The sequence below is a fragment of the Diaphorobacter sp. B2A2W2 genome (assembly GCF_056730635.1).
On sequence record NZ_JBWZOR010000010.1, the window covers coordinates 104194 to 125195 of the forward strand.

Below are 21002 nucleotides of genomic sequence, written 5' to 3' on the forward strand. Positions count from 1 at the left end.
GCCCATGTTCACCCGCCGCACCGCCCTCGCCTCCGGCGCCCTGGCCACCGCCGCGCTGGCCACGCCGCTGCACGCGCTGGCGCAGGGCAAGAAGGACGCCGTGACCCTGGCCCTGGCCCTGGAGCCGCCGGGGCTGGACCCCACGGCCGGCGCGGCGTCCTCGATTGCCGAGGTCACGCTCTACAACATTTACGAGACGCTCACCAAGATCAACCCGGACGGCAGCGTCTCGCCGCTGCTGGCCGAGAGCTGGGAGGTCTCGCCCGACCTCAAGACCTACACCTTCCGCCTGCGCAAGGGCGTCACCTTTCACAACGGCGAGCCGCTCAATGCCGCGGCCGTGAAGTTCTCCTTCGACCGCGCGGGCGGCGACAAGAGCACCAACAAGGACAAGCGCAGCTTTGCCAACCTGAGCACGCAGGCGGTGGACGAGTACACCGTGGTGGTGCTCAACAAGGACATCGACCCCGACCTGCTGTTCGTGCTGGGCCAGGCCACGGCCATCATCGTGGAACCCAAGAGCGCCGCCACCAACGCCACCAAGCCTGTGGGCACGGGGCCCTACAAGCTCGCCGGCTGGAGCCGCGGCGCCTCCATCACGCTGGCCGCATGGCCGGGGTGGCGCCAGCCGTCCAGCATCCGCATCCGCCGCGCCACGTTCCGCTTCATTCCCGATGCGGCGGCGCAGGTGGCCGCGCTGCTGGCGGGCGACGTGGACGCCTTCCCGCGCGTCACGCCGCGCAGCATGGCGCAGTTCAAGAACAACCCGCGCTTTCAGGTGGTGGTGAGCGGCTCGCGCGCCAAGACCATCCTCGCGATCAACAACGCGCGCAAGCCCTTGAACGACGTGCGCGTGCGCCGCGCCATCGCCGCAGCGATCGACCGCAAGGCCATCATCCAGGGCGCGGCCGACGGCCTGGGCGTGCCTATCGGCAGCCACTACGTGCCCGGCGCCTTCGGCTATGTGGACACCACGGGCATCAATCCGCATGACGTGGAGAAGGCCAAGCGCCTGCTGGCCGAGGCCGGCGTGAAGACACCCCTCACCCTCACCATGACGCTGCCGCCGGCGCCCTACGCACGCCAGGGCGGCGAGCTCATTGCCTCACAGCTCGCCAAGGTGGGCATCGTTGCCAAGCTGCAGAACGTGGAGTGGGCCCAATGGCTCAGCGGCACCTACGGCAACAAGAACTACGACCTGACGCTGATCTCGCACGTGGAGCCTTTCGACCTGGGCAATTTCGCCAAGCCGGACTACTACTGGGGCTACCACTCCGAACAGTTCGACGCGCTATACGAGAAGATCCAGAACGCCGCGCGCCCCGCCGACCGCGCCCGCCTGCTGGGCGACGCGCAGCGCCTGCTGGCCGAGGACGCGGTGCACGCCTTCCTGTACCAGCCGCAATGGGTCACCGTGGCCCACAAGCAATTGCGCGGTCTGTGGAAGGACATGCCGGTGTTCGTCAACGACCTGGCGGCATTGCACTGGGCATAAGGAGCTGGCGCGTGGTAGCGCCAGCCCCCTCGGCACGGCCACTTCCGCCCGGGTGGAACAGCCGTTCTCTCCACACCGCCTCCGCGATGACACAAGGATCGCCATGACGCAATTGCACGAGCTGTCCGCCAGCGAACTGCTCGCCGGCTACCGCAGCCGCCAGATCTCTCCGGTGGACGCGTTGCTCGACGTGCTCAGCCACGTCGCGCGGTGGGAGCCTCACCTGCAGGCCACTTACCTGCTGCGGCCCGAGGCTGCGCTGGCCCAGGCCCGCCAGAGCGAGGCCCGCTGGCTGCGCGGCGCCCCCTGCGGCCCGCTGGACGGCGTGCCCGTCACCCTCAAGGACAACATCGCCACGCAGGGCGATCCCACGCCGCTGGGCACCGCCGCGCTGCCGCTGGTGCCCGCCGCGGCCGATGCACCACCCGCAGCGCGGCTGCGCGAGGCGGGCGCCGTACTGCTGGCCAAGACCACCATGCCCGACTACGGCATGCTGTCCTCGGGGCTGTCGAGCTTTCATCCGCTGGCGCGCAACCCCTGGGACCTGTCCAAGGGCCCAGGCGGCTCCAGCGCCGGCGCGGGCGCGGCGGCGGCCGCCGGCTACGGGCCGTTGCACGTGGGCACGGACATCGGCGGCTCGCTGCGCCTGCCGGCCAGCTGGTGCGGCATCTTCACGCTCAAGCCCAGCCTGGGCCGCATTCCCATCGATCCGCCCTACACCGGCCGCGCGGCCGGCCCCATGACGCGCGGCGTGGAGGACGCCGCGCTGATGATGCAGGTGCTGTCGCAGCCCGACGCGCGCGACAGCATGAGCCTGCCAGCACAGCCCATCGACTGGCTGCGGCTCGCGCCCGGCACGCAGCGCCTGCGCGGCCTGCGCCTGGGGCTGCTGCTGGACGCGGGCTGCGGCCTGGCTACCGATCCCGAGGTGCGCGCCGCCGTGCAGGCCGCCGCGCAGCGCCTGGCCGACGCGGGCGCCATCGTCGAGCCCATGGAGCCGTTCCTCACGCGCGCCATGCTGGACGGCATGGACCACTTTTGGCGCATGCGCTCGCACATGGACATGCGCACGCTCACCGTCGAGCAGCGGGCCAAGGTGCTGCCCTACATCCGCGCCTGGGCGGATAGCGCCGCCACGCTCAACGCGGCCCAGGTGTACGAGGCCAGCCAGCAGTTCCACGCCACGCGCGTAGCCACGGTGCGCGCCTGCGCGGGGTACGACTACGTGCTTTCGCCCGTGGCGCCCATCACCGCCTTCGCGGCCGAGCTGCCCTCGCCCACCGACGACCCGCTGCGGCCGCTGGAGCACATTGCCTTCACCGTGCCGTTCAACATGTCGGAGCAGCCGGCCGCGTCGGTCAACTGCGGCTACAGCGCCAGCGGCCTGCCCATCGGGCTGCAGATTGCCGGACAGCGCTTTGACGACCTGGGCGTACTGCAACTGGCCCACGCCTTCGAGCAGTTGCGCGGCGCGCAGCGGCCCTGGCCCGCGCCGCCCGCGCCTTGAAGGCACAAGCCAAAATGGCCTCCAGCGCTTGATAGACAAGCGCTAGCAGCTATAAAAAGTGGAGTGTCAGCGCTCGGCTGTGGCCAGCCGCACGGCCAGGCCCAGGAACACCAGGCCCGCCACGCGGTTGAGCATGCGCTGCGCGCGCGCCGAGCGCTGCAGCAGCGCGCCGAACGCCCCGCTGAAGCATGCGATGGCCCCGAACACCAGGAACGTGGCCAGCATGAACACCACCCCCAGCACCAGGATCTGCCGCGCCATGCCGCCGCGCGCGGGGTCGGCAAACTGCGGCAGGAAGGCCAGGAAGAAGATCAGCACCTTGGGGTTGGTCAGGTTCATCACCACACCGCGCCCCACCATGCGCAGTGCACCACCGGGCACACGGGCGCCCGGCGCCATCGCCGCGCCCGTAGCGGGCGCCTCCTCGGGCACGCTGGCCGGCGCCCGCAACGCCCCCCAGGCCAGATAGGCCAAATAGGCGGCGCCGCAGAACTTGAGCACCGTGAACGCCACGGCCGACGCGGCAAACACGGCCGCCAGTCCCAGCGCCACGGCCGTGGTGTGCCCCACCAGCCCCAGGCACAGCCCCAGCACCACGCACATGCCCGCGCGCCAGCCGCGCTGGGCCGACTGCAGCAGCACGAACAGGTTGTCGGGCCCCGGCGTGAGCGCCAGCAGCACGGAAACACCAAAGAACGCGACAAGGGTTTCGATCGAAGGCATGGGACGGTCTGAGGGTGGGACGGAGAACCGCCGGAGCGGCGGCGCACCATTCTGCACCGCGCACACGGCGGGCGCGTGCGCAGGCACGACAATCGACGGTTTCGCCCGCTTTTCACGGACTTGTCTGCCATGGACCTTTTATTCGTGGTGGCCCTCGCGGCCACCGGCGCCTACATGCTCAACACCCAGCAGCAGCGCCGGCGCATCGTGCTGCTGGCGCAGCATCTGCAGCCCTACCAGATGGAACGGCTCATGGAGACACTGACCCAGGGCTACCTGCGCGCCATGGGCGAACAGGACCCCGAGCGCCGCCAGCAGGTGCTGAACCTGCTGGCCAGCAGTGAGGCACAGTTGAGCGAACAGTTTGAGCGCTTTGCCGCCGACTTCCGCCGCGTGCCCGCACCGCTGGCACGCGCGAGCCGCCTGGCGCTGGGCCTGCCGTTTGCCACGCAGTTGCTGCCCGCCGCCACCTTCGACATGCGCGAGGCCATTGATGTGCACGCGCGCGGCATCGCCCGCGTGGCACGCAACGACGCCGGCCTGTCGCCGCGCGACAAGGCCTTCACCATGACGGCCGAGCTGCTGCTGATGCAGCACACCTGCCACTGGTTCTGCAAGTCCAAGGCCGTGGCATCGGCCCGCACGCTGGCGCGCCACCAGACGCCGCACGCCCAGCTGGTGGCTGCGGTTTCGCCGGAAACGCGCGCCGCTTACCTCGCCCTGACCGGCCCAGTGCGCTGAAGCGCGGCGGGCGCGGCAACTCGCGCCCCCGTCCTACCCTGCCGGCGCCGGCGCCCGGTTCCAATCAGCCAGCCCATGAATACCCTCCCCACCGACAACGATCCCGTCCAGGCCTGGATGGCGCTGGGCGTGCAAAGCGCCATCCTTGCGCGCACCATGCCCGCCGTGCGGCACGACCTGGCGGGGCCGCTGTCGGCCATGCGCATGGCGGCCACCGTGCTCAAACGCCGGCTCGGTACGGGCGAGTTGCCGCCCGCACAGGCAGTGGAGCGGGTGGAGCAGTTCGAAGGCCACCTGACCCGCCTGGCCGACAGTGCCAAGCGCCTGCGCCATTGGGACCTGCCCGCGCAGGACAGCGCTCAGCCCCTGGCGGCCGTGGCCGCCCAGGCGGTTCAGCTGGCCCGGCCGCTGCTGGCCATGCGCGGCACCGACCTGCAAGCGCCCGGCCCGTTGCCCGAGACGCCCGTCGCGGCACACACCACCCTGTGCCTGCTGCTGGGCGCCCTCTATCACCTGGCGGAAACGGGCTCCCCGCCTCCCGCACGCATCACGCTGCAGGCCGTGCAAGGCCGCAGCGGCCTGCGGGTGCAGGCGGACGGACAGGCGGACGCCGGCCTGGCGGCATTCGCGTCCCAGCCAGTCCCGCCCCTGGATGCCGCTGCGCTGCTCTGCCTGGCGCGGCATGGCGGCGCGCATGTGCAATGCGGCGCAGGCTGGGTGGAGCTGGACGCGGCACCTGCACGACCAGACGTTACGCCGTGACGATCCAGCCCTCCAGCGGGTCCATGTCGGGCGGCAGGCCGTAGCGCAGGTCGCCCTGCTGCCGGCAGCGCCATGCCCATGCGGCCTGCAGCAGGCACAGCACCGCATCCAGGCGGTCGCCGCTGCCGTCGTCCAGCAGTGCCGTGCGCTGCGCGGCATCCACTGTCAGGCGCAGGCCCAGGCGGGTGTCGCCGCACTCCAGGCGGCGCAGCAGTTCCGTGCGCGCCGCGTGCCGGTCGGCCGTCTGGCGCGCACGCGCGTCGCTCTTGTAGCTGCGCCGCCCGATCAGCTCGCGCGCCAGCAGACCGGGGTAGGCCTCCAGCGCCACGCGCCGCGGGTCCCCGGCATGCAGGCCAGGCAGGTGCACGCCGGCCTCCAGCAGCAGCGGCACGCCCGCATGCAGCATGTAGGCCACGGGTGGGTTCACCCATTTCATCGACGGGCTGGAGCCCGCGGGACGGTCCGTGGCGCGGTGGGCCAGCTTGGCGCCGGCAGGGCGCGCGGCGCAGAACGCGGCAAAGGTTTCACGCACTTGCGCGCGCGTGAGGCCGCGGTAGTGCGCGATGCTGCGCGCCCATTCGAGCGGCCAGCCGAGTCCGGTGAGGAGTTCGCGGGGCAGGCCGAAGGGCAGATCGAAGCCGCCCACCCACGCGCGCGGCGCGGCCAGCCATCGGCCGAAGGCGGCGAGCGTATCCAGCGGCTGCAGGTCTTGCAGCACCACGCTGCCGCCTTGCAGCGCGCCCAGCGCCAGCACGATGGGCTTGCGCCGACTGGGACTGCTGGAAAAATCGCACCCTACCAGCAGCATTGCAGCCAGGGCCTGTTCACACTATTTTTGCCAGTGCGAAGGGCGTGAAAACCGCGCCAATCTAGGCGCGTGACGACGCCAAGGCCGGGGCCTTGGCTAGGAGGGCAAGGACGCGTGGCGCGGTTCTCACTCCGGTCCCTTCGGGTTGCGATCAAAACGGGACATTCGCGGCGTTGCCAAGCCGCGCTGGGGTCACACCCCAGCTTCGTTTGGCGCCTTGCGCCTGGCCCCTTTTGATCGCAACGCATCTGGCAAAAACAGTGTGAACAGTCCCTAGCCCAGCGCCAGCGCCACCACGCCGGCGGCAATCAGCAGCGCCCCCGCCAAGCGCGCGGCGCGGTCGCCCTCGTCCAGCAGGTGCCCGCCGATGAGCGCCGCGAACAGCATGGAGACCTCGCGCGCTGGCGCCACGTGGGCCATGGGCGCCTCCTGCATGGCAAACAGCACCAGCACGTAGGCGATCGGGCTCACCACGGCCACCAGCAGCGCAAAGCGCCACTGCCCGGCCCACAGGCGCGCCGTCTCGGCGCGGTTGCGCAGGGCCACGGGGGCGAGCACTGCCACGCGCACGAAGTTGCCCATGTAGTCCACCAGCACGGGCGACAGCAGCATGGCCTTGACGGCGTAGCCGTCCACCACGGTATAGCTGGCGATGAAGATGCCGGTCAGCACGCCGTAGCGCAGGCCCGCGCGCACACGCAGGCGCGCCTGGGGGTCGTGCGCCGCGCGTAACAGCCCGGGGCCGCCCGCAATCAGGAAGACGCCGCCCACCACCGCCACGATGCCCAGCACGCCCCAGGCGGACAGCCGCTCGCCCAGCAGCGTGACGGCCACCAGCGCGGTCAGCAGCGGCCCCGTGCCCCGCGCCAGGGGGTAGACCACGGTGAGGTCGGCCTTGCGGTAGCCGCGCAGCAGGATCACGTAGTACAGCACGTGCAGCACGCCGCTCAGGGCCACGATGGCCCACTCGCGCGCGCCCCACAGCGGCACGGCGTCGCGCCCAAGCCACCAGCCCAGCGGTGCCCACACCAGCATCATGAGCACCGAGGTGAAGAAGGCGAAACGCGCATCGCCGCCGGCCTTCTTGGCGGCGATGTTCCAGCCGGCGTGGATCAGGCCGGCGAGGAGGATGAGTGCGAAGGCGTTGAGCGACATGAAGGGCCCGCCGCCGCAGCGCCTCGCGGCCGGCTGCGGCGTTCAGGAGGTGGTCGGCGGCATCAGTGCGCCACGGCGGCACCGGCATGCGCCAGACGTGCGCCGCCCGGCAAGCGCCTGGACCGGCAGCACCGCCCCGCCATACTGACGGCGCCCCCGTCCCGCACGTCGCGCGGGAGTCGGGGACTGCGGCGCAAGCCGCTCAGGGGGCTGTCCACCCTCAGGCCCGGCCGATGATGCTGGCCGTGGCCATGAGTTCTTCGAGCAGCGCGAACGACACCTTGCCCGAGGCTGCATAGGGGTCGAACTCGGGCCGCTCGGAATACTTGAGCACGATGGAGTGGTTGAGCTTGGTCAGGTTGACCTGGCCCATGGTCCAGCCGCCAAAGCGGCGCTCGGTGATTTCCTCGAAGGCCAGCAGCTCCACGTCCTTGTGGCGCGGGTCGCGCTGGATGTGGCCGTACAGGTCGCTGACGGCAGAGCGCCCGCCTTCGATGGCCTGCAAGAAGATGCCGCCGCCGTAGCACAGCACGCCCGTGATGCCACTGGCGGGGTTGTGCTGGCGCGACTGGGTGAGGATGGCCTCGATGGCCTCGGACGAGGTATCGACGGCACGGCTGACGTAGAGAAGACGGACCAGCATGGGTCAGCTCCTTCGGGGAATGAGGGCCAGGAATTCGCGGCGCAGCGTGGGATTGGTGAGGAACACCCCGCGCATCACCGAGTTGATCATCTTGCTGTCCATCTCGCGCACACCGCGCCAGGACATGCAGAAGTGGCTGGCCTCCATGACGATGGCCAGCCCGTCGGGCTGGGTCTTTTCCATGATGAGGTCGGCCAGCTGCACCACGGCCTCCTCCTGGATCTGGGGACGCCCCATGACCCAGTCCACGAGGCGCGCGTACTTGGACAGGCCGATCACGTTGGTGTGCTCGTTGGGCAGCACACCGATCCAGATCTTGCCGATCACCGGGCAGAAGTGGTGGCTGCAGGCGCTGCGCACGGTGACGGGGCCGACGATCATCAGCTCGTTCAGGTGCTCGGCGTTGGGAAACTCGGTGATCGCCGGCGGCTGCACGTAGCGGCCCTTGAAGACCTCGTTGAGGTACATCTTGGCCACCCGGCGCGCCGTGGCCTGCGTGTTGTGGTCGCCCGCTGTGTCGATGACCATGCTGTCGAGGACGCCCTGCATCTTGGCCTCGACCTCGTCCAGCAGGCGCTCCAGCTCGCCGGGCTGGATGAACTCCGCAATGTTGTCGTTGGCATGGAAGCGCCGGCGCGCCGCGTTCAGCCGTTCGCGAATCTTGACGGAGACGGGCGTACCCTCGTCGGGCGCGGCACCGCTCAGGGGTGCTGGGGGTTCTGAAGACATGGCGGCATGGTACCAGCGAATGCCGATCCAGGCTTTATAAGCTTTTTATGCCTCTAGCGCTTATGGGGCAAGCGCGAGCAGCTATCTAAACAATAGCAATATCATCCCACCGGCAGGGGCGCGGCATTCAGTAGCGGTTGCCCGTCACCCACAGGGCCGCGCGCATGATGCCGAAGGCGATGCGGTCCAGCGCGCGCTCGCGCCAGGGGCGTTCGGCGTAGCGCTGCGGGTCAAGCTGGCGGCCCTCGTGGGCCATGGCGTGGCGCAGCCGCTTGCGCAGGTCCTGGGCAAAGGGGGCGTCGCGCACGATCACATTGGCCTCGCGCGCCAGCAGCAGCGACAGCGGGTCCAGGTTGGACGAGCCCACCGTGGCCCAGGCGCGGCGGCTGTCCGCGTCGATCACCGCCACCTTGGCGTGCAGGAAGCTGGGCGCGTATTCATGAATCTCCACGCCCGCCGCCAGCAGCGTGCCGTACACCGGCCGCGCTGCGTGGTATTGCATGAAGTATTCGTACCGCCCCTGCAGCAGCAGCTGTACGCGCACACCGCGCCGCGCCGCCAGCACCAGCGCGCGGCGCAGCTTGCCACCGGGCACGAAGTAGGCGTTGGCGATGATGACCTCATGCCGCGCGCGGGCAATGGCGCGCAGGTAGGCGCGCTCGATGCGTGCACGGTTGCGCACGTTGTCGCGCAGCACCAGCTCGGCGCGCATGCCCCGCGCACGGCTCTCGGCGCGCCGCGCCGCCAGGCGTGCGGCGCTGGCGGCGCGCAGGTCGGCCAGCGCCAGCGACAGGCGGCGCTGGCGTACGTCGCGCACCGCGCGCATGCGCCACCACAGTTGCTCCATGGTCTCGCTGGCCTGCTGCACCAGGCTGCCCTCGGCGCGCACGGCAAAGTCAAAGCGCGGCGCGGTGAGCGCGCCGTGGTTGGGGTCGTGGAAGTCGTCCAGCACGTTGATGCCGCCGCAGTACAGCACGCAGCCATCCACCACGCACAGCTTGCGGTGCAGCCGGCGCCAGCGCATCGGCAGCAACAGGCCCAGCGGGCCGAGCGGCGAATACACCTGCACGTGCACGCCGGCCTGCACCATGCGGGTGCGCCAGGGCTCGGGCAGCCGCCCTGTGCCCACGCCGTCCAGCGCCAGGTGCACGCGCACGCCTCGCCGGGCTGCGCGCATCAGCGCCTCGGCCACGTCGGCGCCCGCGCCGGTGCAGTCAAAGATGTAGGTCTCAAACTGGATATCGGACAGCGCCGCATCCATCTCGGCGATCAGCGCCGGGAACAACTCCTGCGTGCCCTGCAGCAGCTGGATCTGGTGGTCTCGGCCGGTAGCGTGCGCGCGCGTGGGGGCGACCATGGAGTCAGAGCTTGAACTCTGCGATCAGCGGCAAATGGTCCGACATGCGCCACCAGATCCGCCCACGTGGCACCTGCAGCCCCAGCGGGGTGAGGCCCCGCACGTACACATGGTCCAGCTGCACCATGGGCAGGCGGGCGGGGTAGGTGAAGGCCTGGGGCGCATCGTCGTACTCGAAGAGCCCGAAGCCCGCAAGCATGCGCTTGATCTGCAGCCCCCAGTCGTTGAAGTCGCCCGCAACGACCAGCGGGGCATCCTCGGGCACCTCGCGCGCGATGAAGCGCTGCAGCTGCGCCACCTGGCGGATGCGGCTGCCGGGCACCAGGCCCAGGTGCACCACGATGGCATGCACCCGGCGGCCTTGTATCTCCACCTCCACATGCAGCAGGCCGCGCTGCTCGAAGCGATGGTCGGAGATGTCCTCGTGCTGGTGGCCGATCACCGGCCAGCGCGTGAGCAGCGCGTTGCCGTGCTCTCCGTGGCGCGTGAAGGCATTGGTGCGGTAGATGGCTTCGTAACCTTCGGGGGCCAGGTACTCGGCCTGCGGCACATGGGGCCAACGCTCGAAGTAGCTGGCCTCCTTGCGGTTCATCCTGCGCACCTCCTGCAGGCAGACGATGTCTGCATCGAGCTGCTCGACCGCCAGGCCCAGGTTGTGGATCTCCAGCCGGCGCGCGGGGCCCAGCCCCTGCACACCCTTGTGGATGTTGTAGGTCGCTACGCGCAGGATGCCGGAATGCTCGGCAGGCAGTTCGATCGGTGTTGCGGTCATCGTCCAACGAATCGTGGCAGCCAGAGTATGGCCTCGGCATTGGAAGGCGAGTAGCAGCGGTCCGCGGCTTCGCGCCAGCCCATCCAAGCATATGCCGTGTGTTCGCGCGGATTCAAGGCCACTGGCGTCTGCGCCGGCACGCACAGGCCGAAGACACGCTCGGTATTCAGGCAGACATCCGGCGCGTAGCGGTGCTGCCATTGCGGGTAGATGCTGTAGATGTTCTCCATGCCCCAGTCGCGCAGCGCGCAGCCCGCAGCGGCCGCCTGGATGCCGGTTTCCTCCGCCGCCTCGCGCGCGGCGGTGACGGCCCAGTCCTCGCCCGCAAAATCCTTGCTGCCGGTGACCGATTGCCAGAAATCTTCGGCCGAGTCGGCACGGCGCAGCAGCAGCACGTCCAGCGCAGGCGTGTGCACCACCACCAGCACGGATTCGGGAATTTTGTACATGGCGCCGTCCCTGTGCACGCGCGCTGCGTTAGCGGCTCGGCACCGGCGGCGGCAGGGGCTTGGCTTGCAGCGCCCGCACCTGCTCCACCAGGGCGTTGTGCGTATCCAAGAAGGCGGCGGCAACCACCTTGGCTTCGTTGGTGTTGCTCCAACCTGCCCCGGATGCGCCCCCCAGCCGCCCGATCATGATGCCGCCGATGCCCAGATCGGTGGTGCGGGCCGCGCCCGTAGCGGCAGCCACCTGTTCGGTGGTTTCGTTGTCCGACAGCAGTAGCGCCGTCTGCGCCTCCTTGAACTTCACCTGTTCGGCCAGGCCGATCAGGCCGGCCAGATCGCGCAGCACCGGAATCATGCCCATGATGCCTGCCAGGCCGCGCCCGGCATCGCTTTCGCTGAAGGTCAGGCTGGGAGTGAGCGTGTACTGCGCCTCATAGCCACGCCCCTTGGCCACGGTCGAGTTGGGGCGCAGCACGCCCGATTCACGCAATTCGCTCTCCTGTACCGTACCACGCAGCCCCGCGCCACGATCCATCACGCGAAAGCAGCCGCTTTGTTGCACCATGAGCTTGATCAGGGGCACGGGCGAGGTGGGCAGGTTGTAACCACCCGTGGCATAGCCGTGGGGACTCTCGGCCAGCGCCACGGTGGCCACGGGGCTGTCGCAGCGCAGCAGCTCGCGCGCGGCGTTGCGCGGGCCCTGGGGCCCGGCCGAGCCAGTGACCACCGAACCGCCTTCGCCCAGCTCGGTTTTCTTCTCGCCGCAAGCCGATACCCCCAGCGCCACGCACAGCAGCAAACCGGTATGGGACAGCCGTCGGAACAGCATGCGCATGGTCTCCCTCCAAGAGCTTGTGGACACGTTATGGCAAACAAAAACGGCAGGCACGTGAACGCGCCTGCCGCTTAGGTGTCGGAGCCCGCGCGCCCCTCAGTGGGCTGCAGGCAGCGGGTTGCGCAGGCGGATGTGCAGTTCGCGCAGCTGCTTTTCGTCCACAGGCGAAGGGGCCTGGGTCAGCAGATCCTGGGCACGCTGGGTCTTGGGGAAGGCGATCACGTCGCGGATGGACTCGGCTCCCGTCATCAGCGTGATCAGGCGGTCCAGGCCGAAGGCCAGGCCGCCGTGCGGAGGCGCGCCGTACTGCAACGCGTCCAGCAGGTAGCCGAACTTGGCGCGCTGGTCTTCCGGGCCGATATTGAGCGCCGCAAACACCTTGGCCTGCACATCAGCGCGGTGGATACGCACCGAGCCGCCGCCCAGCTCCCACCCGTTCAGCACCATGTCGTAGGCCTTCGCAATGCACTTGCCGGGGTCGGTGTCCATGAGGTTCTCATGGCCGTCCTTCGGCGACGTGAAGGGGTGGTGCACGGCCACCCAGCGGTCTTCTTCCTCGTCATGCTCGAACATGGGAAAGTCCACCACCCACAGCGGCGCCCAGCGGTTCTCGAACAGACCATTCTTCTTGCCGAATTCGCTGTGGCCGACCTTCAGGCGCAGTGCGCCGATGGCGTCGTTGACGATCTTTTCCTTGTCGGCGCCAAAGAACAGCAGGTCGCCGTCCTGCGCGCCCGTGCGCTGGAGCACTTCGGCCAGTGCGGCGTCATGGATGTTCTTGACGATGGGCGACTGCAGGCCGTCACGGCCCTTGGCCTTGTCGTTGACCTTGATGTAGGCCAGACCCTTGGCGCCGTAGATCTTCACGAACTCGGTATAGCCGTCGATCTCGCCGCGCGACAGGCCGCCCTCTTCACGGGCGCCACCGGGCACGCGCAGGGCCACCACACGGCCGCCCTTCATGTTGGCGGCGCCGGAGAAGACCTTGAAGTCCACGTCTTTCATGACATCGGTCAGCTCGGTGAATTCGAGCTTCACGCGCAGGTCGGGCTTGTCGGAGCCGAAGCGGTGCGCCGCTTCCTGGTAGGTCATGGTGGGGAATTCACCCAGGTCCACGCCCAGTTGCTGCTGGAACACTTCCTTGATCATGCGCTGGAAGATGGCGCGGATCTCTTCCTCATTCAGGAACGAGGTCTCGCAGTCGATCTGCGTGAACTCGGGCTGGCGGTCGGCGCGCAGATCCTCGTCGCGGAAGCACTTGGTGATCTGGTAGTAGCGGTCGTAGCCGGCCACCATCAGCATCTGCTTGTAGAGCTGGGGCGACTGCGGCAGCGCGAAGAACTGACCGTCGTGCACGCGGCTGGGCACGAGGTAGTCGCGCGCACCCTCGGGCGTGCTCTTGCCCAGCATGGGTGTTTCGATGTCGATGAAGCCTTCCTTGTCCAGGAAGTTGCGCACCTGGATGGCCGTCTTGTAGCGCAGCATCATGTTGCGCTGCATGTACGGGCGGCGCAGGTCCATCACGCGGTGCGTGAGGCGCGTGGTTTCCGACAGGTTGTCGTCGTCCATCTGGAAGGGCGGCGTCACGGACGGGTTCAGGACGTTGAGCTCCTGGCACAGCACCTCGATCTTGCCGCTCTTGAGGCTGTCGTTGGTCGTGCCTTCGGGGCGCGCGCGCACCAAACCCTTGACCTGCACGCAGAACTCGTTGCGGACATCCTCGGCCACCTTGAACATCTCGGGACGGTCAGGGTCGCAGACCACCTGCACATAGCCTTCGCGATCGCGCAGGTCGATGAAGATCACGCCGCCATGGTCGCGGCGACGGTTCACCCAGCCCGACAGGGTGACGGTTTGGCCCAGAAGGGCTTCGGTCACAAGACCGCAGTAGTGGGAGCGCATGGCCATGGATCAGTCTTCCTGCGTCCTCGTGGGACGCGACGATGGTTGTTCTTTCCACCCACTCGGCGCACAGGCACAGGCGGGCGACGACGGTTTTCTTATGGAGCGGGTTCCGTGGCAACGGGGTCGGGTGGCGACACCACCCCCATCGACACAATGTACTTGAGGGCCGCATCGATGCTCATGTCCAACTCGATGCAGTCGCTCCTGCGCATGAGCACGAAGTACCCGCCCGTGGGATTGGGCGTGGTGGGCACGTAGACGCTCACATACTCGTCACGCAGGTAAGCCGCCACCTCGCCGCTGGGCGCGCCGGTGATGAAGGCCACCGTCCACACCCCCTCGCGCGGCCACTGCACCAGCACGGCGGTGCGAAAGGCGTTGCCGCTTTCAGAGAACAGCGTGTCGGAAACCTGCTTGACACTGGAGTAGATCGAACGCACCACGGGAATGCGGCTGACCAGACGGTCGCCCCACTCCACCAGCTTGCGCCCCGCGAAGTTGCTCGCCAAGGCCCCCACCACCAGCAGGATGCTGAGCGTGAGCAGCACCCCGAAGCCCGGGATGTGAAAGCCCAGCAGTTTGTCCGGCTGCCAAGAGCCCGGCAGGATGGCGAGGGTCTGATCCAGGGTGCTCACGATCCAGCTCAACACCCATGCGGTGATGACGCCGGGCACGATGACCAGCAGACCCGTGAACAGCCACTTGCGCAAGGCAGCCATGCGAGTTATCCGAGGTTAAGAGTCAGAAGTGGCCGTAGCGCTTGCTGGAGCAGCGCTGGCAGCTTCTGTTTTAGGAGCATCCGATGCCGCAGCAGGCGCACTGGCACGGCCGCTGAAATCGGTGGCATACCAGCCCGTGCCCTTGAGTTGAAAGCCCGCGGCCGTCAGCTGCTTGGAAAAAGCCGGCGCACCGCAGGACGGGCAGACGGTGAGCGGCGCGTCGGAGATTTTTTGCAGCACGTCCTTGGCATGGCCGCAGGAACCGCATCGATAGGCGTAAATAGGCATTACGAAGAAGTGCGAAGAATGTGCAAAACCTTCAATTATAGGCATGCACCCCAGGCCGCACCGTGCGCCCGTGCGTCACTCCACCCCCACCACCCGGTGGTGCGGCGCATGGGAATTGCGCACCACCTGCGGCGCAAGCGAACCGGCAACCATGCCGACCATGGCGGCCAGCAGGCCGGCGAGTTGCTGGGGGAACGCCTCATGCAGCGCGGGGGTGACCATGAACACCAGCCACACGCCAATGCCCAGCGCCACCGCGCACAGCGCGCCTTGCGTGTTGGCACGCTTCCAGTACAGGCCGAATACCAGCGGCACAAACGCCCCCACCAGCGGCACTTGGTAGGCGCTGGACACCAGCTCGTAAATGGGCGTGCCTTCCATCTTGATGGAATAGGCCAGCACACCCACCGCGAACACCAGCACACTGATGCGCATGGCCAGCAGGTTCTCGCGGTCGCTGATCTTTTCAGGGCGGAACTGCCGCCAGATGTTCTCGGTGAAGGTGACGCTGGGCGCCAGCAGTGTGGCCGAGGCGCAGGACTTGATGGCCGACAGTAGCGCACCGAAGAACAGCACCTGCATGACGAGCGGCATCTTGTCCATCACCAGTGTGGGCAGCACCTTCTGCGGGTCATCCTTGAGCAGTTCGGCCGTCTCCTGCGGCATGATCAGCAGCGCGCTTGCCACGAGGAACATGGGAACGAAGGCGAAGAAGATGTAGGCCGTACCGCCGATCACCGTGCCATGCGTGGCGGCACGCTCGGTATTGGCCGACATGACGCGCTGGAACACGTCCTGCTGCGGGATGGAGCCCAGCATCATCGTGATGGCGGCACCGAAGAAGAAGATGATCTCGTGCCAGGTGGGTTCGGGCCAGAACTGGAACAGGTCGCGGCTGGTGGCCAGCTCGATCACCTTGCCCGCGCCCCCCGCCATGTCGCTGGCGAACCAGGCCAGCACCACCAGGCCGACGACCAGAATGATCATCTGGATGAAATCGGTCACCGCCACCGACCACATGCCACCCCACAGCGTGTAGACCAGGATGGACAGCACGCCGATGGCCATGCCCATGGGGATGCTCACCGCACCGCCGGACAGCAGGTTGAACACCAGCCCCAGCGCCGTGACCTGCGCCGACACCCAGCCCAGGTAGCTGAGCATGATGATGAGCGAGCAGATCACCTCCACTGCGCGGCCGTAGCGCTCGCGGTAGTAGTCGCTGATGGTCAGCAGCGTCATGCGGTAGAGCTTGGCCGCGAAGAACAACCCCACCAGAATCAAGCACATGCCGGCGCCGAACGGGTCTTCCACCACGGCCTTGAGCCCCCCTTCGATGAACTTGGCGGGCACGCCCAACACGATCTCGGAGCCGAACCACGTGGCGAACGTGGTGGTGATGATCATGTACATGGGCAGGTGGCGTCCGGCAATCGCGAAATCAGCCGTGTTCTTCACCCGTTGGGCAGCCCACAAGCCAATGCCGATGGTGACAAACAGGTAGGCAATCACCATGAAGAGCAACACGCTGGTACTCCTGAGGAATGAGAGAGGGAAGGAAGTTAGAATATGCGCACGCGCACGAAGAGCTGCATGACCAGCAGCCCCAGCACGAAGCCCAGGCCGCCATAGATGATGCTTTGCAGCAGCCGGTTGGTGCGCTTCTGGGTGGCCAGCAGTTCCTGCAGATCGCCCCGGTTGTCATGGGGCCGCTGGCGCAGGAAGTCGTGGAGCAGGCGTGGCAGGTCGGGCAGGATCTTGGCGTAGTGCGGCGCCTCGGCACGCAGCTCGCGCCACAGGCGTTGGGGACCCAGCTGATCGAGCATCCACTTCTCCAGGAAGGGCTTGGCCGTGCTCCACAGGTCCAGGTCGGGGTCCAACTGCCGGCCCAGCCCTTCGATGTTGAGCAAGGTTTTTTGCAGCAGCACCAGCTGCGGCTGGATCTCCACCTGGAAGCGCCGCGAGGTCTGGAACAGCCGCAGCAGCACCATGCCCAAAGAGATTTCCTTGAGCGGCCGGTCGAAGTACGGCTCGCACACGGTGCGGATAGCGGCTTCCAGTTCGTTCACGCGGGTATGGGCGGGAACCCAGCCGCTTTCGATGTGCAGTTCGGCCACGCGCTTGTAGTCGCGCCTGAAAAAAGCCGTGAAGTTCTGCGCAAGGTATTCCTTGTCGAACTCGGTCAGCGTCCCGACGATGCCAAAGTCCAGCGAGATGTAGCGGCCGAAGGTCTCGGGCGCCAGGCTCACCTGGATGTTGCCGGGATGCATGTCGGCATGAAAGAACCCGTCGCGGAACACCTGGGTGAAGAAGATGGTCACGCCGTCGCGGGCCAGCTTGGGAATGTCCACGCCCGCGCTGCGCAGGCGCTCCACCTGGTTGATGGGCACGCCCTTCATGCGCTCCATCACCAACACTTCGGCATGGCAGAAATCCCAGAACACCTCCGGGATGAGCACCAAGTCCAGCCCCTGCATGTTGCGGCGCAGCTGCGCCGCGTTGGCCGCCTCGCGCACCAAATCGAGTTCGTCGTGCAGGTAGTTGTCGAACTCGGCCACGACCTCGCGCGGCTTGAGGCGCTTGCCGTCGGCGGACAGGCTTTCCACCCACCCGGCCATCATGCGCATGAGCGCCAAATCTTTGTCGATCACCGGCAGCATGCCCGGGCGCAGCACCTTCACGGCGACTTCACGCGCGTGTCCCTGCCGGTCACGGATCACCGCGAAGTGCACCTGTGCGATGGACGCGCTGGCCACGGGCTGCCGGTCGAACGAGACGAACACCTCGCCGATCGGGCGGCGAAATGCGCGCTCGATGGTGGCGATCGCCACATCGGGGTCGAACGGCGGCACGCGATCCTGCAGCAGCGCCAGCTCGTCCGCAATATCCGGCGGCATGAGGTCGCGGCGCGTGGACAGGACCTGCCCGAACTTCACGAAAATCGGACCCAGGCTCTCCAAGGCCTCGCGCAGCCGCTGGCCGCGCGGCGCGTCCAGCTTGCGGCCGAAGGTGATGACCCGCGTGACGGCGCGCAGCCACGGCTGCCGGAAGGTCGACAGCACCAGTTCGTCGAGTCCATAGCGCAGCACCACCCAGACGATGGTGATGCCGCGGGCAAAGCGGCTCATGGCGGGGAGCGGTCCGGCAGCTCGCCCGCTGCGGGTGCGTGCGCCTGGCCGCCAGGCACGCGTGCGCCCACGAAGCTGCGCAACGCCTGCACGGCGCGCCCCACGACGGATGCCACGGCGCGGGCCGGGGCGTCGCCGATCACGCGCGCCAGGTCTTCCTCGACATCCCAGCGCACATGGTCTACCAGCCAATTGATCTCGGCCGCGAATTGCACGTCGCCTTCGATGCGGATGGTGGGCTTGTCGCCGCGCAGCGCACTGCCGGCCAGCGACAGCGGAGAGGTCTCGGACACTTCCAGCCGGAGGTCGGCCACGGCCTCTGCGGGCGCGAGATCGAACAGCCCGGCGGGCGTCACCTGCAGCGCCATCGAGAAGATGCGCCACTGCACTCGCGCGACGCGGCCGCGCTGGCGTGCCAGACGGTCCATGGCTTCCCGCTCCTGCATCAGCACATGGTTGAGGAACAGCACCGTGCGGTGCTGCACCTCATGCACCAGCCACGCGGGCGGCAGGGGGCCAGACATGACGCGTTCGAAGAGCCCGTCCAGGAAAGAAAAAGGGGACCGTGTTGCCATAGTCCCCGATTATTCCCCGAACTGGGCGCAGCGCAGCAGGCTTTTTCGCCGTGCGCCGCCCGGTTCCAGCGGCGCCATGCTTACTGCAGCGCCTGCACGCCCGCGACCAGCCAGCCGCTGGCGCCGTTCTTGGGCTTGGTCATGTTCCAGACCTCGCGGAACGGGCTCGGGCCGGCCGAAGGCTCCTCGCGGATCATGCCGGAGAACTCCACGCTGGCCATGTAGCCGTCGCCCAGGTCCTCGATGCCCAGCAGTTGCGCCTCGAGCATGATCACATCGGTCTGGTTGGGCTGCAGGTCGCCGCGGTGCGATTCGCGCTCGTTGAGCTGCGTGCGGATCTCGTCAACCATGCTGTCGGTCATCATGGAGCGCAGCGTGGCGACGTCGGAGCGATCCCAGGCGGCCTGCAGCGTAGTGAAGTTGCGCTTGGCGGCCGACAGGAAGCCTTCGGTGTCGAAGCCGGCCGGCACGCCCCAGTTCTGCGAACCCGACAGCGCCGAGCCGATGATCCCGCCGGTAGCGGCAGCGGCCGGCGCCTGGAAGGCCATGCCGCCGCGCTCCCACGGGCGGGCGGACGCGTCGTTACCCACCTTGTCCGGGCTGTACTGGCGCGGCATGCGCGCATCTGCGGCGGGCGCGGAACCCGCGCCCTGGAAGGCGAAGGGCGAGGCGTTCACCGGCGCACCTGCGGATTTGCGCGCACGCATGACCATGCCGACCACCACCATGACCACCAGTGCCAGCAGGGCGATCAGCAGGAACTGGCCGAACTCTGCGCCCAGGCCCAGCGAGCTGGCCAGCCAGGCCAGGCCCAGGCCCGCGGCCAGGCCGCCCAGCATGGCGCCCCAAGGCTTCCTGGGGGCGGCTGCGGCGGTATTGGGCGCCGCGGCGGGCTTGGCCGCAGTGGTGCCTGCCGCATTCTGCGTGGGTGCGGCAGGAGCGGCGGGGGGCGTCGCAGCGTCGCGCTGGGTCACGTTGCTGGACTGCTTGCCGATGGATTTGCCGCCCCCGAGACGGCGCGCATCCGCATCCAGATGCACGACCGCCAACATGGCGACCAAGACCACTGACCACAGTTTCATCATGGCTTCTCCGAAATATCGATAGTTTTCAATGAACTCTTTCAGCACTTGATTCCAACATGCAAGGCGACGATGCCGCCAGTCATGTTGTGATAGTCCACATGCCCAAAGCCACTTTGCTGCATGAGGGATTTGAGCTCTTCCTGGCCCGGGTGCATGCGGATGGACTCGGCCAGGTAGCGGTAGCTCGAATCGTCGCCCGCCACCAGCTTGCCCAGCCGCGGCAACACCTGGAACGAATACCAGTCATAGGCCTTTTCCAGCGGCTTGGCCACGCGGGAAAACTCCAGCACCAGCAGCCGGCCGCGCGGCTTGAGCACGCGGCACATCTCGCGCAGCGCAGCGTCCTTGTGCGTCATGTTGCGCAGGCCGAAGGCCACGCTCACCAGGTCGAAGTGGTTGTCAGGAAACGGCAGGTGCTCGGCATCGCACACCGTCGTGGGCAGCACCACGCCTTCGTTGATCAGCCGGTCGCGTCCCACGCGCAGCATGGCCTCATTGATGTCGGTATGCACGACGCGGCCCGTGGCGCCCACTTTCTTGGAAAAGGCCAGCGACAGGTCGCCCGTGCCGCCCGCGATGTCCAGCACCTGGTCGCCCTCGCGCAGGTTGGCCACCATGACGGTGTAGGCCTTCCAGGCGCGGTGCAACCCGGCCGACATCAGGTCGTTCATCAGGTCGTACTTGGGCGCGACAGAATCGAACACGCCGCGCACGTGGCGCGCCTTGTCCTCTTCCTGAACCGACTGGAATCCGAAATGCGTGGTACTCATACCACGATGCTAAGCGCCCACTGACCATGCGTACAGCGGCAACCCCGCATGCGCCTAGGTCATCTGTCGCTATTTAGGCTAAAGCGTGGCGCGGCGCGGCCACGCGGGCGGGCCGTGCTGCGCCTCAATGCCCGCCGCAGCCGTGGCCGCCGGCCTTGGGCGCCATGGGTGCATCACGGTCCACGCCGGCGGCGGCCAGCCGCTCGGCATAGTCTGCCCACAGCGCCTGCTCGTTACGGCCCAGTTCGTACAGGTAGTCCCACGAGAAGATGCCGCTGTCGTGCCCGTCGGAGAAGGTGGGCTGCACGGCGTAGTTGCCTACCGGCTCCAGCCGCGTCAACGTGACGTCGCGTTTGCCGGTCTGCAGCACCTGCTGGCCCGGCCCATGGCCCTGCACTTCGGCCGAGGGGGAATACACGCGCATCAGCTCGAACGGGATGCGAAAGTGTGCGCCGTCGGAAAACGTCACCTCCAGCACGCGCGACTGCTCGTGCACCGTGATGGATTGGGGCATGGGCGCGCCCGCCGTCAGACCTGCCATGGATTCACCTGCGCAATG

The 21002-nt window shown here is 67.9% G+C and carries 22 protein-coding genes; 4 read left to right on the top strand and 18 right to left on the bottom strand.

Going from position 1 to position 21002, the window contains the following annotated elements:
• Nucleotides 1-4 precede the first annotated feature (4 nt).
• Complete coding sequence (locus tag AC1PPL_RS15690; protein WP_287805478.1) at nt 5-1495, top strand: ABC transporter substrate-binding protein; 1491 nt, start codon at nt 5-7, stop codon at nt 1493-1495.
• 103 nt (nt 1496-1598) lie between these two features.
• Complete coding sequence (locus AC1PPL_RS15695) at nt 1599-3002, top strand: amidase (RefSeq protein WP_270175008.1); 1404 nt, start codon at nt 1599-1601, stop codon at nt 3000-3002.
• A 66-nt stretch (nt 3003-3068) separates the two neighbouring features.
• Here the strand turns inward: AC1PPL_RS15695 and AC1PPL_RS15700 are convergent, their stop codons facing one another.
• Nucleotides 3069-3725, bottom strand: coding sequence for a LysE family translocator (locus AC1PPL_RS15700; protein ID WP_011804329.1), 657 nt, complete (start codon nt 3723-3725; stop codon nt 3069-3071).
• Between the two features lie 129 nt (nt 3726-3854).
• Here AC1PPL_RS15700 and AC1PPL_RS15705 point away from each other — a divergent pair, with 129 nt between their 5' ends.
• Complete coding sequence (locus tag AC1PPL_RS15705; RefSeq protein WP_479973672.1) at nt 3855-4466, top strand: hypothetical protein; 612 nt, start codon at nt 3855-3857, stop codon at nt 4464-4466.
• Between the two features lie 75 nt (nt 4467-4541).
• A complete protein-coding gene (locus AC1PPL_RS15710; protein ID WP_011804327.1) occupies nt 4542-5228 on the top strand; it encodes a hypothetical protein in 687 nt (228 codons plus the stop codon).
• On the opposite strand, the gene AC1PPL_RS15715 is transcribed toward AC1PPL_RS15710, so the two are convergent.
• From AC1PPL_RS15715 to AC1PPL_RS15795, 17 genes are all read right to left on the bottom strand, one after another.
• Nucleotides 5218-6036 carry a DUF429 domain-containing protein gene (locus AC1PPL_RS15715; RefSeq protein ID WP_479973673.1) on the bottom strand — a complete coding sequence of 273 codons (819 nt, stop codon included), beginning with the start codon at nt 6034-6036 and terminating at the stop codon, nt 5218-5220. The two genes, AC1PPL_RS15710 and AC1PPL_RS15715, sit on opposite strands and share 11 nt — an antisense overlap.
• A gap of 273 nt (nt 6037-6309) precedes the next feature.
• On the bottom strand, nt 6310-7191 hold the full coding sequence (locus AC1PPL_RS15720) for an EamA family transporter (protein ID WP_012655785.1): 882 nt from the start codon (nt 7189-7191) through the stop codon (nt 6310-6312).
• A gap of 220 nt (nt 7192-7411) precedes the next feature.
• Complete coding sequence (locus AC1PPL_RS15725; protein WP_011804324.1) at nt 7412-7834, bottom strand: BLUF domain-containing protein; 423 nt, start codon at nt 7832-7834, stop codon at nt 7412-7414.
• A gap of 3 nt (nt 7835-7837) precedes the next feature.
• Entirely contained in the window at nt 7838-8563 is a 726-nt protein-coding gene (gene folE / locus AC1PPL_RS15730; RefSeq protein WP_011804323.1) for a GTP cyclohydrolase I, read from the bottom strand.
• 127 nt (nt 8564-8690) lie between these two features.
• A complete protein-coding gene (gene clsB, locus AC1PPL_RS15735; protein ID WP_012655783.1) occupies nt 8691-9920 on the bottom strand; it encodes a cardiolipin synthase ClsB in 1230 nt (409 codons plus the stop codon).
• 4 nt (nt 9921-9924) lie between these two features.
• Nucleotides 9925-10692, bottom strand: a complete 768-nt coding sequence (locus AC1PPL_RS15740) for an endonuclease/exonuclease/phosphatase family protein (protein WP_011804321.1) — start codon at nt 10690-10692, stop codon at nt 9925-9927.
• Complete coding sequence (gene nudB / locus AC1PPL_RS15745) at nt 10689-11141, bottom strand: dihydroneopterin triphosphate diphosphatase (protein ID WP_479973674.1); 453 nt, start codon at nt 11139-11141, stop codon at nt 10689-10691. The genes AC1PPL_RS15740 and nudB overlap by 4 nt, the downstream gene beginning before the upstream one ends.
• 28 nt (nt 11142-11169) lie before the next feature.
• Nucleotides 11170-11973: a curli production assembly/transport component CsgG gene (locus AC1PPL_RS15750; protein ID WP_088887516.1), complete on the bottom strand. Its 804-nt coding sequence runs from the start codon at nt 11971-11973 to the stop codon at nt 11170-11172.
• A gap of 96 nt (nt 11974-12069) precedes the next feature.
• Nucleotides 12070-13881, bottom strand: a complete 1812-nt coding sequence (gene aspS / locus AC1PPL_RS15755) for an aspartate--tRNA ligase (protein ID WP_011804318.1) — start codon at nt 13879-13881, stop codon at nt 12070-12072.
• Nucleotides 13882-13973: 92 nt separating this feature from the next.
• A complete protein-coding gene (locus AC1PPL_RS15760; RefSeq protein ID WP_011804317.1) occupies nt 13974-14597 on the bottom strand; it encodes a DUF502 domain-containing protein in 624 nt (207 codons plus the stop codon).
• Nucleotides 14598-14612: 15 nt separating this feature from the next.
• Entirely contained in the window at nt 14613-14885 is a 273-nt protein-coding gene (locus tag AC1PPL_RS15765) for an FmdB family zinc ribbon protein (protein ID WP_012655780.1), read from the bottom strand.
• A 75-nt stretch (nt 14886-14960) separates the two neighbouring features.
• The gene (locus AC1PPL_RS15770) at nt 14961-16412 is read right to left on the bottom strand and encodes a high affinity choline transporter 1 (protein WP_012655779.1); all 1452 of its coding nucleotides are present in this window, start codon (nt 16410-16412) and stop codon (nt 14961-14963) included.
• A gap of 35 nt (nt 16413-16447) precedes the next feature.
• Nucleotides 16448-18013 carry a ubiquinone biosynthesis regulatory protein kinase UbiB gene (gene ubiB, locus AC1PPL_RS15775; RefSeq protein WP_012655778.1) on the bottom strand — a complete coding sequence of 522 codons (1566 nt, stop codon included), beginning with the start codon at nt 18011-18013 and terminating at the stop codon, nt 16448-16450.
• Complete coding sequence (locus AC1PPL_RS15780; RefSeq protein ID WP_479973675.1) at nt 18010-18588, bottom strand: hypothetical protein; 579 nt, start codon at nt 18586-18588, stop codon at nt 18010-18012. Before AC1PPL_RS15780 ends, ubiB begins: the two co-directional genes overlap by 4 nt.
• Nucleotides 18589-18668: 80 nt before the next feature.
• Complete coding sequence (locus AC1PPL_RS15785; RefSeq protein WP_287805448.1) at nt 18669-19673, bottom strand: Tim44 domain-containing protein; 1005 nt, start codon at nt 19671-19673, stop codon at nt 18669-18671.
• Nucleotides 19674-19711: 38 nt separating this feature from the next.
• A complete protein-coding gene (gene ubiE, locus AC1PPL_RS15790) occupies nt 19712-20443 on the bottom strand; it encodes a bifunctional demethylmenaquinone methyltransferase/2-methoxy-6-polyprenyl-1,4-benzoquinol methylase UbiE (protein ID WP_012655775.1) in 732 nt (243 codons plus the stop codon).
• Between the two features lie 124 nt (nt 20444-20567).
• A complete protein-coding gene (locus AC1PPL_RS15795) occupies nt 20568-20984 on the bottom strand; it encodes a gamma-butyrobetaine hydroxylase family protein (RefSeq protein WP_088887521.1) in 417 nt (138 codons plus the stop codon).
• Nucleotides 20985-21002: the final 18 nt, after the last annotated feature.